At 58.0% G+C, this 14,393-nt stretch carries 11 protein-coding genes and 1 pseudogene; 6 read left to right on the plus strand and 6 right to left on the minus strand.

Going from position 1 to position 14,393, the window contains the following annotated elements; translation table 11 throughout:
• Positions 1-58: 58 nt before the first annotated feature.
• The 4 genes and pseudogenes from AC0R79_RS15115 to AC0R79_RS15130 form a co-directional block, all read right to left on the minus strand.
• Positions 59-574: a hypothetical protein gene (locus tag AC0R79_RS15115; RefSeq protein WP_474730284.1), complete on the minus strand. Its 516-nt coding sequence runs from the start codon at positions 572-574 to the stop codon at positions 59-61.
• Positions 571-1,305 (minus strand): alpha/beta hydrolase, encoded by a 735-nt coding sequence (locus tag AC0R79_RS15120; RefSeq protein WP_127798092.1) that lies wholly within the window; start codon positions 1,303-1,305, stop codon positions 571-573. Before AC0R79_RS15120 ends, AC0R79_RS15115 begins: the two co-directional genes overlap by 4 nt.
• Positions 1,306-1,310: 5 nt before the next feature.
• Positions 1,311-1,807, minus strand: a pseudogene (locus AC0R79_RS15125) (PAAR domain-containing protein).
• Between the two features lie 213 nt (positions 1,808-2,020).
• Positions 2,021-2,938, minus strand: coding sequence for a LysR family transcriptional regulator (locus AC0R79_RS15130; RefSeq protein WP_085603778.1), 918 nt, complete (start codon positions 2,936-2,938; stop codon positions 2,021-2,023).
• A 270-nt stretch (positions 2,939-3,208) separates the two neighbouring features.
• Between AC0R79_RS15130 and AC0R79_RS15135 the strand changes: the two genes are divergently transcribed.
• From AC0R79_RS15135 to pgm, 4 genes are all read left to right on the plus strand, one after another.
• On the plus strand, positions 3,209-4,231 hold the full coding sequence (locus AC0R79_RS15135; RefSeq protein WP_007954559.1) for a zinc-dependent alcohol dehydrogenase family protein: 1,023 nt from the start codon (positions 3,209-3,211) through the stop codon (positions 4,229-4,231).
• A gap of 547 nt (positions 4,232-4,778) precedes the next feature.
• The gene (locus AC0R79_RS15140) at positions 4,779-6,233 is read left to right on the plus strand and encodes a hypothetical protein (protein ID WP_375747082.1); all 1,455 of its coding nucleotides are present in this window, start codon (positions 4,779-4,781) and stop codon (positions 6,231-6,233) included.
• A gap of 49 nt (positions 6,234-6,282) precedes the next feature.
• The gene (locus tag AC0R79_RS15145) at positions 6,283-7,713 is read left to right on the plus strand and encodes an aminotransferase-like domain-containing protein (protein WP_474730290.1); all 1,431 of its coding nucleotides are present in this window, start codon (positions 6,283-6,285) and stop codon (positions 7,711-7,713) included.
• A gap of 76 nt (positions 7,714-7,789) precedes the next feature.
• Positions 7,790-9,436 (plus strand): phosphoglucomutase (alpha-D-glucose-1,6-bisphosphate-dependent), encoded by a 1,647-nt coding sequence (gene pgm, locus AC0R79_RS15150; protein WP_474730293.1) that lies wholly within the window; start codon positions 7,790-7,792, stop codon positions 9,434-9,436.
• Positions 9,437-9,497: 61 nt separating this feature from the next.
• On the opposite strand, the gene AC0R79_RS15155 is transcribed toward pgm, so the two are convergent.
• The gene (locus AC0R79_RS15155) at positions 9,498-10,193 is read right to left on the minus strand and encodes a pirin family protein (protein WP_085603767.1); all 696 of its coding nucleotides are present in this window, start codon (positions 10,191-10,193) and stop codon (positions 9,498-9,500) included.
• Positions 10,194-10,471: 278 nt separating this feature from the next.
• Here AC0R79_RS15155 and AC0R79_RS15160 point away from each other — a divergent pair, with 278 nt between their 5' ends.
• The gene (locus AC0R79_RS15160) at positions 10,472-12,946 is read left to right on the plus strand and encodes a UvrD-helicase domain-containing protein (protein ID WP_474730296.1); all 2,475 of its coding nucleotides are present in this window, start codon (positions 10,472-10,474) and stop codon (positions 12,944-12,946) included.
• Between the two features lie 58 nt (positions 12,947-13,004).
• Here the strand turns inward: AC0R79_RS15160 and AC0R79_RS15165 are convergent, their stop codons facing one another.
• Positions 13,005-13,277, minus strand: a complete 273-nt coding sequence (locus tag AC0R79_RS15165) for a DUF1652 domain-containing protein (RefSeq protein ID WP_011334086.1) — start codon at positions 13,275-13,277, stop codon at positions 13,005-13,007.
• A gap of 263 nt (positions 13,278-13,540) precedes the next feature.
• On the opposite strand from AC0R79_RS15165, the gene AC0R79_RS15170 reads away from it, so the two are divergent.
• Positions 13,541-14,356, plus strand: a complete 816-nt coding sequence (locus AC0R79_RS15170) for a helix-turn-helix domain-containing protein (protein ID WP_474730299.1) — start codon at positions 13,541-13,543, stop codon at positions 14,354-14,356.
• Positions 14,357-14,393 lie beyond the last annotated feature (37 nt).

Consider the following 14,393-nt stretch of genomic DNA (forward strand, 5'->3'; position numbering starts at 1 on the left):
GGATTAAAAATGCCGACCCGCCTTGCGAAAGGACCGGCAATAGACCTTCGATTGGCGTCTATCTGAAAATCTGCTCAATCATGACCCTGGACGGAATCAATAGCGTATTCGAGTAATAGGCTTCGTACCCATAGGCGGTTATCCGAACTTTGCATGGGATCGAATTTTGCGACTCGAGCAACGGCTTGATGGCGTCATAGTCATTCAAGTCGCGTTGAGTTCCATTCGGGTTGGTGTAGTAAAAGATGAGTTCGGAGGAAAACTTGTAATTGGGTTTGGTTTGATTGCTGGCGATTACTCGTCCTTCGGCTTTTACGGCAATTGGATGCTCGGATGAGAACTCCGTGTCTCGATTCAGGGAACAAATCAGGGTCGGTGAGAGCTGATTGGACTGTTCGTAATCACTGAAAGCGTTCTGCAAATCCACAGTGGAGCTGAAGTGTGCCGTGAACAGATTGCTCGAACCCATTCTGAAGGACGATAACGTGAGATCGGCCGGTGGAATGCTGGCCGTTTTGACACAGCCACTACAGAGAAGCAATGCAAGGTAAATGACACCGCGTAGTCCGTTCATTGGCCGAAGATACCGTTGATTGAATCAAAAATCAGGTCGCAGGCGGACTTGGTCCCTTGAACAGGCTCGATAAACATCCAGTCAGCCGAGGCATGGTGTCGATCAATGGTTTTATTGACGGTCGGACCTGCCTCGATTATCCAGCGCTCCCCGAAATCAGCGACGCCATCAGAATTATCAGGCTTGCTGGCATTCGCCCGGATGTTGATCCATGTTTCAGCGACAGGTGTTGGTTCAGAAAAGTAGATGTCGGAACCCAGCCATACAAAAAAACCTTCACCCACTGGATCCAGCGTCACCAAAAATTTAATGGTGTAACCGGCCTCGGACAGGATCTGCGACAGATGCGCGCCATTCCATCCACCGAGGCTATGACCAACGATGTAAACCGGACAGGATTTACTGGGTATGTTGTCTATAAAGTGAGTCTGAATGTCGCCGGAACCCCTTGCATCCTTATAGCTTTTGGGGAGTCCGGTATATTTCGTCTTCAGCTTTTTGTTGCCGGCGATTTTTGCATCGAGCAGTTTTTGGGCGTCATCGATATTGTGGAAAGCTCCCTGGAAATAGTATTTCTCCTGGTCGGCAGCTCCACCAATGAAAAAGACAATAGCCTTCTTCGCTGGAACGGGGGCCGTCTTGACAGTCTGATCTTTCACGACTGTCAATGTCGGTGTGACGGACAGGCTTGCGGTATTGCCATTGGGAAGTTTGATTTGCTCTGCCGGCATGGTTGTCAATCTTCCAAAAACAGTTTTATGGTTTCTGCCAAGTGTGAACTCACGACGTGTGTGAATCCCGACGCATCACTGGTTCCATACTCAAAGCTGCCATCAGCACGCTGAATCGCGTAGCCATGATTGGGCATCGGTTCACCGGTGCTTTCGTCGATCAATTTGATCTTGTCGCTGAAGTGCACAGGCATCGGTAGCAGGCCGCTGAAAGGTGCCGGGACGAATGTGTCTCCGATGATGACTGTTCCGGAACCACCCACAACCACATTGCCGTGTCCGCCCGTGCTGTCTTTCGTCGCAGCGTTCAAACCATTGATAAAAACCGTTGCACTGACGCCTCCGGTGATGGGGCTACCGCAAGCGGACTTGTCGCTCATCCGGGCCGCAGCAAGCCCGTCAAAGTTGACATTGGGCGAGCCACTGGCGATCGGATTTGTTCCATGTCCCGGTAGAGGCAACTAGTGGGATCTGTCAGGCGCGCAGCAGGTTTTCCGCTCATGTGAAGTTCCGTTTCAATATTTCAGACCAAGCAACTGCGACGGTTGCGCGTGTTCGCTTTCAATCACCTTGATGGTGTTCGAAATAGCGAAGGGGACGGGTGTCTGTATACGTGCAGCACGCATGGAATTTACCGTCCCTGGAAATTTCGTCGCGAAGAATGCCGCAAGCCACTGCCACATTCAACAATCTCTATGACTCGTTATGGCAAAGGCTATGCCAGGCTATCCGGATCCCCAAAAAACATCTGAATCCGCGACCGCAACCACCTTTCCCCCGGGTCGTTATCCTGCGACCCCCGCCAGGCCATATGCAGTTCAAACGTACGCGTCGGCAACGGTGGATCTTCCGCGCGAAGACCACCCGCCGCCGTCAGTGCTTCCGCCGTGTAATCGGGGACGGTCGCGACGATATCGGTGCCCGCCAGCAGCGTACCCAGTCCATTGAACTGCGGTACCGCCAGGACCACATGCCGTTTACGCTCGAGTTTTTCCAGCTCTTCATCGACGAAACCACTGAGGTCGCCGGCAAACGACACCAGCGCATGCGGCCGGGCGCAGTAATCGTCCAGGCTCAACGGCCCCGGCACAGTATCGGCGCGCAGCAATTTGGGTGCGCTGCGGCGCAAGACCTTGCGTTTGGCGTTGGCCGGCAGGTCGGTGGTGTAGCTGACGCCGATGGAGATTTCGCCGGAGGCGAGCAGGCCGGGCATCAGGATGTAGTTGACGCGGCGCACCACCAGCACGATGCCCGGTGCCTCGGCACGCAGGCGCTTGAGCAACATTGGCAGCAACGCGAATTCGACGTCGTCCGACAGGCCGATGCGAAATACTGAAGTGCTGGTCGCCGGGTCGAACTCCGCTGCGCGGCTGACGGCCGTCGAAATCGAGTCGAGGGCCGGGGAGAGCAGGGCGAAGATTTCCACCGCGCGGGCGGAAGGCTCCATGCTGCGCCCGGTGCGCACAAACAAAGGGTCGTCGAACAGGCCGCGCAGGCGTGAAAGCGCCGCGCTGATCGCCGGCTGGCCGAGAAACAGCTTTTCCGCCGCACGGGTCACGCTGCGCTCGTGCATCAGCGTTTCGAACACGATCAACAGGTTGAGGTCGACACGACGCAGGTCATTACGATTCATCTGGAGTCCTGGCAGAGTCATCAAGCTTGACGAGAGCGACCATATGAGAACAATGGCCGGCATGAATCTTACGGGGAAAGGCTGGTAGTCTGCACCGGGTAATTCAGCTTTACTGAGAAGGCGGCAGCAGTTTTTTCATGGATTTTCTCAATGCTGACCATGCTGCGGAATCAATGACAGGCATGTCGACTATTAATAGCCACTGATAGTCTTGGCTGGAAAGCCCAGATAGAGTTCATGGCATTAGAGGTTACTTTGACGAGGTTTGCGATGTCCCGCACGATCCGTTTTCACAAGTTTGGTCCAGCCGAGGTGCTCAAATGCGAAGAGCATGCGGCTGCTCAGCCAGGTCCTGGCGAAGTGCAGGTGCGTGTCGAGGCGATCGGCATCAGCTGGTATGACACGCTCTGGCGCCAGAATCTGGCGTCGTCCCAGGCGCGTCTGCCTTCAGGCCTCGGTCATGAAATGGCCGGCGTGGTCACGGCCATCGGCGACGGCGTCGAAGATCTGGCCGTGGGCGACAAGGTGGCCAGCTTTCCGGCCGAGAGCCCCAATGATTATCCGGTCTACGGCGAACTGATCGTTCTGCCGCGCACCGCGCTGACCCGTTATCCCGACGTGCTCAGCCCGATTGAAGCCAGCGTGCATTACACGCCGCTGTTGATCGCCTATTTCGGTTACGTTGATCTGGCACGGGTCAAACCCGGGCAGTTCGCCCTGGTGACCGACGCCAGCCATTGTGCCGGTCCGTCCTTCGTCCAGCTGGGCAAGGCGCTGGGTGTGCGGGTGATTGCTGCTACCAAAACGGCAGAGGAGCGTGAGTACCTGCTGTCTCTCGGTGCCGAGAAAGTGATCGTCACCGAAGAAGAAGACCTGTTGATGCGCATCAACAAGATCACCGACAACCGTGGTGTCGACGTGGTGTTCGACGGTCTCGGCGGGCCGCAGATGTCGCTACTCGGCGATGTGCTGGCACCGCGTGGCAGCCTGGTGCTGTACGGCCTGCAGGGCGGCAACCAGACGCCATTCCCGGCCTGCGCAGCGTTCCAGAAGAACATTCAGTTCTTCGTGCATTGCATCGGCAACTTCACCGGCAAACCGGAGCTCGGCATCGTTCAGGATCACGTCGCCTTGCAACGTGCCTTGCGTGATATCAACCAGCTCACTGCCGACCGTGTGCTGCTGCCGCTCAAGACTCGTGTGTTTCCGTTCAACGAGTTTGTCGAAGCTCACCGCTACATGGACGAATGCCCATGTCGCGAGCGGGTTGCCCTGCAAATCGAAACTGCCTGACCTTCCCATTCAGAGTCCGTGGCCCCACGGACTCTTGTGCGTTTAATCCTTCAGATATCGAGAAACCCCTGGGCCAGACGCCTGGGGACGTTCAGCAACTGAACTGGTTTTTGCTCTCGATCTGTATCTTCTAATTGCCCTCCAGACCCTGATAATTGAATGACTACTTTCATCTCAAGGAATGAGCTATGTCTGTGCATTCTATTTGTTCTGTGCAGTATCAAACGGCTGTTTATCATCGCGCCTCAAACTTCTGTTTAAAGATTGTAGGGCTGCCATGTAATCCCTTCTTTTTTTCTTGTGCTCATTATGTGCAGGGGCTTGTAAGAAGTTTCCTAGGAAAACCCTGCCTTGCGAGGAGTCCAGCAACGACGGGGCTTTCAGCCATATCGTTCGTGATTCTCAAATGCCATGCGCTCAACTGTTTCAAATAACTACAAAAACATAAGTGTTAGCATTTAAGCGTCTATTAATTAATGAAGAATGATTGCGCGTCCGCCATTTTCGGCCGCGCGATATAAAACCTTTGATACCGGGTGAAGTACTGATGAGCACGATCCATGATCAGGCAATGAACTATGTCTACCAGCAAGTTTTGCAACGACTGCTGAGTTTCTTTTCCCGTGCCGAACGCACGGCATTGCAGCTGTTGATCCAGCGTCTGGCGGTCGCTGCCGGGGGCATGGATCGCATCGGTGAATTCAAGGTGTTGGTGATTCAATCCGGCACACGCGACTGTTGCTACAGCCTGGCCCTGTTGCGCGCGGCGCAGTTGAGCATCGCCGGCCGCGCACCTGCCACGTTTCAGTTGAGAGTCGCGACCCTGCGGTGCAACGGCGTGCCGGCTTCGGCGTTGCACAACCTGCATCGCAGTTTCAGTGCACTGTTTCTGCATGATGACCCGAGGGTCGAGTTGTTGATGGTCGATCATCGGGAAATCCTGCCCTTCAACCATCTGGCGCCCATCTGCGATGAAGGGCGCGAGGCCGGCAGACTCGACCTGCTGATGGTGGGGCATCGCCGTGAATGGGATGAGGATCTGACATTGTGGGATGACCAGTATCTGACCACCGCTGAGTTCTATGGCCAGGTCGCCCGATGGAGCAACGGTGTCGATGCCTTGATCAGCAGCGACAACGCGCGCCGTCAGGAGCAGTTTCTCGATGGTCTGGACAGGGCAGTGCGCAAGGTCGGGATTGGCGAGTTGTCGCGAAAGGGCGGTGGGTTCGATGAGCTGTTCAGTCTGCTCGACAGCCTCGGCGGCGATTGTTATCGCGAACTTTACTCGCAAGAAGATCGGGTGCCTTGGCGTCCCCTCGGCGAGTTCGAAGCCTGTCGTCGCACCAGCTACATCGGTATCGACGATATGGTCGTCGGCAAAATGGAGGAACGCTGGCCCTTGCTCAGCGATTTCCTCGGGTTTCAGGCCGACGATCTGATGCTTGAAGCGCGCACCGGCGAGTGCGCTGATCCCCTGGTCGGTGCGTTCCTGAAAGGTTTGCAGGCCAGTTACACCGAAGGCCGGACCTATGAGACCGGCGTATCGGACTATCTGCAGCAATACCTGGCGACGATGCGCCGCAGAAACACGCCAGAGCAGGTTTGCGAACGTTTTGTCTCCACATTCGGCAGTTCTTCCGATCTAGCCGAGCAACGGTCGCTGGCAGCGTCGTCCCTGCAAAAGAATCTCGGCCTCAACGAGTCGCAACTGGTATGCCTGCTGTTCGCTCCCTTCAACGATGCCGGTGCCGGTCTCGAGCGATTCCTGCGCACCTGCCATCCGGGCATGCTGGTCGCCATGCCGGACCTGCACCGCGCCATGCAGGGCCTGCACGCACCGGAGCAGGTCTTGCAATGGATGACCGATGTCAGCGGTTTGCCCCTGCGACTGATCTGCCGGTTGTATGCAATGGGGGCTGTCCGGACGGGAGAACACGTCGCACAAGCGCAGGAGTTGCCCGAGCGCGAGGTCACTCTGGGCGACCGTTCGGCGGAAGGTTGAATGGGATTTTGTTGCCCGATCACACGGACGTCTATGCGGACATACGCTCATGAGTGAGCCGAGGGAATCTGATTTTGCCTACCAGGCGGTCTATCGCTACCTGACGCAACTGATCAGCGAGCCGGGCAACCAGGGAGCGATTCGACTGCCATCGTTAAGGCAGCTGGCCGAGCGGTTGAACGTGTCGATATCGACCATTCAATACGCCTACGCGCTACTGGAGAAAGAAGGCCGGGTCTATTCCGTGGCCAAATCCGGATATTTCGCGCAGCCTGCATCGTCGGTCATGCCTCCCGGACGCGGAGGTGATTTGCTGGAAACGGTGTACGTCAATGCCAGATGCACTGGCATGCAGGTATTGAGCGCCGATGAGCCGGCGTCGATCCAGCCCCTCGATCGTCCGTTGCTGATGCTTGAACGAGAGCTGCTGCGCCAGTATCCCCGGCACCTGCAGACGCCGGCTCAGCCTTGCGGCGAGCTGGAGCTGCGCACGCTGCTGGCGGCCCGCTACACGTCATCGGCCGCCCATTGCTGGCACGCCGAAGATGTCTACATCGGTGCCGATCTGCGAGGAGTGCTGGAGATCCTGATCGCCGTCCTTGAGCTGCGTCACGCAACCGTGGTGATCGAATCGCCGTGTGACTGGATGATCCTTCGCTTGTTTCAGTCCGCCGAGGTTCAGGTGATCGAGTTGCCGCTGCAGCCAGACGGGGCATTCGATCCGCAGAAACTCCAGAGACTGCTTGAAAGCGAGCGGGTCCGATTGATCCTGCTTTCCTCCCGATTGAACATGCCCCACGGGAGTCGTATCCCGCCGGCCAGTCGTGAGGCCATTGCGCATTTGCTGCTGAGTCATGGCACCTGGTTGCTGGAAAATGACTGCCACGGCGACTTGCTGGACGACGCCGAAGGGGAGCCGCTGCGCGAATTGGTGGATCCCGACCGCCTGCTGGTGTTTTCCATGTTCGAAAAAATCATCGGGGTCGAAGCCCCATACGGTTTTGTCCTGTCGCGGCAATGGCGTGCGGACCTGCAGCGTCACTTTCTGTTGCGTTCGTTTCGCCTTTCACCAATCCGCCAGAAAGCGATTGCACGACTCTATGCGAGCGGGCGGGTCGACCAGCATCTGCCGATGCTCAAGCGCTTGCTCAAGGAGCGCCGGACGCAATGGATCGATTTGATACGCGAACGTCTGGGGGACATTCTGCACGTCATCGAACCTGAGGGCGGTGCGACGATCTGGCTGCATTCTGCGCGCCCGGTCGTGATGGACGCGGTGTTTCAGCGGCTGCTCAAGCAACATGTGCTGATTGCGCCGGGGGAGTTGTTCAGCCTCAGAGGGTTGCACGCGCAGCACATGCGTTTGAGCGCGATTGGTGGCACGGAACACGAGTTGTTAAGACTTGTCGGACTGCTTGGGGATGCGTTGCGACTGGCTCCGCGGACAGATGCGCGAAAACACTCGGCGTGTACGCAATAGACCCCATCGCACTCCGGACAAACTGCCAGTAAACTCCGGTGTAATTTCCTGAACCACTCTATTTCAGAGGTTTTGCATGACACTCAGTCCTTTTGCGGGCAAACCGGCACCGGCAGAATTGTTGGTCGACATCCCGCGACTGGTTACGGCGTATTACACCGGTCAACCCGACGCCTCGGTTTCCACACAGCGCGTGGCGTTCGGCACCTCCGGGCACCGGGGTAGTTCCTTTGATTTGAGTTTCAACGAATGGCACGTTCTGGCCATCAGCCAGGCGATCTGCCTGTATCGCGAGGCCCAGGGCATCACCGGGCCGCTGTTCGTTGGCATCGACACGCATGCACTGTCGACCCCGGCCGGGGCGAGCGCCCTGGAAGTGCTTGCGGCCAACGGCGTGACCGTAATGATCGCCGAAGGCGATGAATACACGCCGACCCCGGCGGTTTCTCACGCCATCCTTTGCTACAACCGTGGTCGAACCACGGGGCTTGCCGACGGCATCGTCATCACCCCGTCACACAACCCGCCCCAAAGCGGCGGCTACAAGTACAACCCAACCAACGGCGGCCCGGCCGACACTCACATCACCAAGTGGATCGAAGCCAAGGCCAACGAACTGCTGGCCAACAAACTGGCTGGCGTCAAACGCATCAGCTACGAGCAAGCGCTCAAGACCGAAACCACCCACCGTCACGACTACGTCAACACTTACGTGGCCGACCTGATCAACGTCATCGACTTCGATGCCATTCGCGGCGCCAAACTGCGCCTGGGCGTCGATCCGCTGGGTGGAGCAGGGGTGCGCTACTGGTCGGCGATTGCCGAGCACTATCGTCTTGACCTGGAGGTGGTGAACAAGGAAGTCGACTCGACGTTCCGCTTCATGACCGTCGACTGGGACGGGCAGATCCGCATGGACCCATCGTCCAGCCATGCCATGCAAGGCCTGATCGGTCTGAAAGAGCGCTTTGACGTGGCGTTCGCCTGCGACCCGGATCACGACCGTCACGGCATCGTCACACCGTCCGGTGGCCTGCTGGCACCGAACAACTACCTGGCGGTATCGATCGACTACCTGTTCCAGAACCGTCCGCAATGGCGTGCCGACGCAGCCGTGGGTAAAACCGTGGTCAGCAGCGGTCTGATCGATCGCGTGGCCAAGCGTCTGGGCCGTCGCCTGTACGAAGTGCCGGTCGGCTTCAAATGGTTCGCCGATGGTCTGTTCGACGGCTCGCTGGGTTTTGGCGGCGAAGAAAGCGCCGGTGCCTCGTTCCTGCGCAAGGACGGCGGTGTCTGGAGCACTGACAAGGACGGTCTGATTCCAGCCCTGCTGGCCGCTGAAATGACTGCCCGTACCGGCCGCGACCCAAGCCAGGCCTACCGTGCACTGACTGATGAGCTGGGCGAGCCGTTCTCGGTGCGTGTCGACGCCAAGGCCAATCCTGAGCAGAAAGCGCTGCTGAGCAAACTGTCGCCGGAGCAGGTCACCTCGACCGAACTGGCGGGCGAGAAGATCCAGAGCATTCTCAGCAAGGCTCCAGGCAACGATCAGGCCATTGGCGGTCTGAAAGTGATGACCGAAAACGGCTGGTTCGCTGCACGTCCGTCGGGTACCGAAGACATCTACAAGATCTATGCTGAAAGCTTCATCGGCGACGACCACCTCAAGCAACTGGTGGCCGAAGCGCAAACCCTGGTAGACGGTGCGATCAGCACCAAATAAATCCAGACAACGGAAAAGGGCGACCCTGAGGTCGCCCTTTTTTGTGCCCGCGATTCGCCGATCAGGCCAGATCCACCAACACAATTTCGCTGTCTTCCAGCGCCGTGACGGTCAACACCTGTTCATCAGCCACCGCCACACCGTCGCGAGCTTGTGCGCGCAAACCATTGACTTCAATGACACCCGTAGCCGGAACCAGATAAGCACGGCGTCCGGCATCGAGACGATATTCAGCGGTTTCCCCGGCCTTGATATTGGCCGCCACCAAACGCGCGTTGGCGCGGATGCGCAGGCTTTGATCGTCACCGTCCTTGCCGCTGGCGAGGGTCACGAAGCCTTCGCGATCGCCTTTCGGGAACGGTTTGGCGCCCCAGGACGGCGGTGCGCCGGTTTCGGTCGGCAGAATCCAGATCTGGAAGATCTTGGTGTCCGTGGCTTCCAGGTTGTATTCACTGTGGGCGATTCCGGTGCCGGCGCTCATGACCTGCACGTCGCCAGCCTCGGTGCGGCCCTTGTTGCCCAGGTTGTCCTGGTGGCTGATCGCACCTTCACGCACGTACGTGATGATTTCCATGTCGCGGTGCGGGTGAGTAGGGAAGCCCGTGCCGGCGGCAATGATGTCGTCGTTCCACACGCGCAGGTTGCCCCAGCTCATGCGTTGCGGATCGTAGTACTCGGCGAACGAAAAATGGTGATGGGCATCCAACCAGCCGTGGTGGGCACCGCCCAGCGAGCTGAAAGGTCTGAGTTCAAGCATGATCGTCTCCTCAAAAGGTTCGTCATGGGGCGTGATGCCTGAGCCACGAAGCGAGACCGGTGATTGATGGCAGGCATCATCTATCAGTCAACCATCGAGAAAAAGCGTAAAAAGTGCGGCATTCCCATCGAATCGATTGATGTTAAAAAAGCTCGAAATCGTCTCATCCGACCTTCAGTTCATCGCCTAAACCAATGACCTGTAAGCATTTAGCTAGAACAAAAAAGCAAATGCAGACACCATAGCCCTCAACAGCCTCACATCCGGAGTCCGTCAGCGTGGCGCAACACACCCCCGATCTTCCTCCCGAACTTCGTCCCCTGGCCGAGATGCCCTGGTTCAAACGCCTGGCGGCGCGCTTCCTTGGGCACGGCCTGACGCAACTGCGCGCCCAGCACCGGGCTTCGTGGCTGCACGGCCAGGCCGACGGCTTTCGCAGCGGGCATACCGCCGGCGTGGATTACGGGTACAAGGAAGGCAAGGCTGACGGGCTGGAAGAGGGCCGCCAGGTCTTGTTGATCCGCGACAGCCGTAATACCGAACACCGGCCACCGGGTATCGACAATCACCTGTTCGACGACTGGCGCCTGCCACTCAGCGCAGAGCTGAAGAAGCGCATGAAAGCCGACGTCGCGCGTCTGTTGCCGGCCCATGCCCAGCCAAGCGTGGCGCAATGGAAGATGATTTTCAGCGATACCCCGTCAACCTCGGTGATTGCCGGCGCCGGAGCCGGCAAGTCGACCACGCTGGTGCTGCGGATCCTGCTGCTGACTCACTACCTGGGATTTGAGCTGGATTCGATGACCGTGGTGACCTTCACCCGCGAGTCGCGCAAGGACTTCATCAACAAACTGATCGAACTGTTCGCGTTGTGGGGCCGGGCACTGAGTCAGAAAGACGCGCGGGATCTGGTGCGCACCTTTCACTCGCGGATCTTGCCGATGGTCCGCAGCCTGCCGGGATTCGAGCGCTTGCAGGCATTCGAAAACCTCAGCCACCGCGCGCCTGGCGGGGATGAAGACGTCGACAGCAATCCGTTCGATCTGCGCATCAACGACGCGCAACGCCAGCAGCTAAACGCCTGCTACCACCGGCTCTACAAAGAAGACCCGCGCTTTGCGCAACTGATCCAGCCGTTGTCTCGGCACGCCTTGCAGCTCAAGGAGCTGGAGCGCGATCACCCGGACGTGCAAAAGCGCGTCGCTGTAACGGAGCTGGCAGCTCGCCGCGACGAAGAGCTGTGCGACATGATCGAAGACATGTGGCTTCGCGCCGGCGCCTGGCCGATCAAGGGCATCGAACCGAGCCGCCAGACTTTCGAAATCAACGGCGCGTCCTTCCATTGCCACGGCTACATTCCGAGCCTGGACGCCTGGGTCGTGCTGGGCTTCGATCCACGGGAAAATCCGCAGGTCTGCCGTCCAAACGCCAAGCTGACGGTGCGTGCAGAGTGGGCGGTCAAGCGCACTCTGTTTCAAGCTTTCTGTCGTAAACCATTGATTTGGCTAAATAGTTACGAGTCGTCAAAACGTTTACTGGCCACTCTGGCAGGTGATGTCAGCGCCGGTCCCGGCTTCGACTACAAGGTCAAGGGTGAGCTGGCGTCCGCGCCATTGCTCGACTGTTTTGTCGCCGCCGCAGGCTTCATCGAGAACCTGGGCCTGGATGTGCCGGACGCCGTTGGCCGCATGAGTTTCGCCAAGGACGATCCGGACCGGTTTTTCTTCGAAGCCTTGAGCCTGTTCTGGCGAGCGCTGGAAGACCATTTGCTGGATCAGAAGCCGCCGGTCATGACCTACAACCGCATGTTCGCGCTGTTCAGCGAGCATTCGCCGGAAAACTTCAAGCTGCTCAGCGATGAGTTGCTGCGGCCGATGTCGCACCTGATGATCGATGAGTTTCAGGACGTTTCGCCGCAGATCGTCTCGTGGATTCGCGCCGGCCTCTCGGAAATCCGCAGTCGCGGCCCGGCCATGCACGTTGGACGAGGCGCGCAGCGATCGTCGCTGCTGTGCGTAGGCGATGACTGGCAATCGATCTATGGTTGGCGCGGCAGTTCGCCGAGCTACTTCATGGAATTCAACAAGGAGTTCCCGTCACCGAGCACGACCCGGGTAATGCTCAGCGACAACTATCGCAGCCATCAGCACATCATCGACGCGGCAGAACACATCGTCCGGGCAGCACCGGCGATCCCGGGCAAGAAGGCCAAGGCCAGCGGCGAGGAGAGGCCGTTGCAGCCAGTCAACGTGCTGGAGCGTGACGATCAGGCACTCGGCCAGCGCCTTGCAGAACACTATCGAAAAGGCGATTCAATCCTGATGCTCTATCGAAAAAGCAGCGATAAGTTATTGATTGAGCAGCATATTCAGTCTGTAGTTAATGTTGATTCGAGCTTGCCGTACGAGTCCCGTCGACTGAAACAACTGACCTATCACAGCGCCAAAGGTCTGCAGGCCGACGCGGTTTTTCTGCTGGGCGATTGCCAGCACTTGACCAGCTCGCCGTACAAGAATCAGGTGTATCGCATGGCTGGACTGGGCAAGGCTGGCGACAGCGAGCCGTATGACAGCGCGCAGAAAGACGAAATCCTGCGCCTGGCCTACGTCGGTATCACCCGTGCAGTCAGCCATTGCTACTGGTATGTCGAGCCGCAGGACACTCAAGCGGTCAACATGCCTCGGGCGTCAGACCGGGTCACCAAAGGCAAACCGTTCTTCGTCGATCATCGTCCGGAAAAGAAAACGGCCTGAATCCAACGCCCATGAAAAAGCCCGCACAAAGCGGGCTTTTTTATTTTAAATCAGCTAGTTATGCGTAACTCTTGAGAGATTCCGGAGGAATGAAAGCCTCCAGTTCGTCCTCGACGGCTTCGATTATTCGTTCCACATCCGCCGCGTTCATCACCGTGGCACAGGGAATGCCGGCGATCGCGATCAGGGTTTCGCCGCTGGCCCGATCGAACAGGCGCGCGACCAGACTGCCCGGCGCATCCATGGTCGCCTCGAAACCCATGGGATGAAAATGCCAGCGCATCAGCTGGCAGGCATTGGGGAACGTGACCTTGCTTGACCCTTTATTCATGTGTTGCCCGCCTTCTTCATCGAGCGCTTCCGTTTGCTCATGGTAGGTGGGAAGAGCCTTCATTGGCCCAACCGGTGATTGCCTTTAAAAGTAGCATCTGGATGTGAAATTCCTGTGAGAATTTTCAGTTCATTTAGCGATTGCGCGGATTTTTTTGATGTAAGTCACGCTCCACGCCAATCGTCGCCAAAGTGCCATTACGACGGGTTGTTGATGCAGCGCCAGAAGTTGGGCAAGCTCGGTTCTTTTTCCAAGAGTCCCTTATGCACGCCGATGATGACGGCCCGGAACAGACGCGGGCCACGGCCGAAACGGTCATGCGCTATCACCTGTGCTGGAAACACCGGGACCTGGATGGCGTGATGGCGCTGTACCACCCGGACATCCAGTACAACGATTTCTTCCAGAACCGCGTGCTCGGCCTCGACGAGTTGCGCGAGTACGTCCGGGTCAGCATGCCGCGCGAATCCGACGAAGCGCTGGAGCATTGCGACCGCATCCGCATCGACGGCAACACCGCCTTCATTCAGTACGAAGTGACGTTGCGCGGCGGCAACGGGCTGGTGTCGTTTCGCTCCAGCGAAGCGATCACGGTCAAGGACGGGCAGATCTGGCGGGTCAACGAATACGCTTCGCTGGTACGCGAACAGGCCGACAGCCCGACGGCAAGCAGCCAGCGTCCGGCGGTGAGTCGACTGGGCCTGTCGCCGCGTCAGCTGAGTTTCATGGCCGATGACTTGCAGCAGTATTTCCAGCGTCAGCAGCCTTATCTCGACCCCGAACTCGACCTGCAGCGGGTCGCGAAGGAGTGCGGGTACAGCCGCAACCAGATTTCCTATTTGCTGAATCAGGTGCTGGGGCAAAGCTTTTACCGTTACGTCAATCAGGCGCGTCTGCAACATCTATTGCAGTCGCTGGACAACGCCACGCCGCCGTTGCGCATCGATGAACTGGCCTTCGCTGCCGGTTTCAATTCGCTGTCGGCTTTCTATAGCTGCTTTCGCCAGCACACCGGCCAGTCGCCCAAGGCCTACGCGAAGCAAATTTCTTTGCGGACACGCGCGCAAGACAATCCCTGAGTTCTGCCTCTAGGATCGACGCCATCGAAACCTGGAT

Source organism: Pseudomonas sp. HD57-3 (assembly GCF_056113135.1).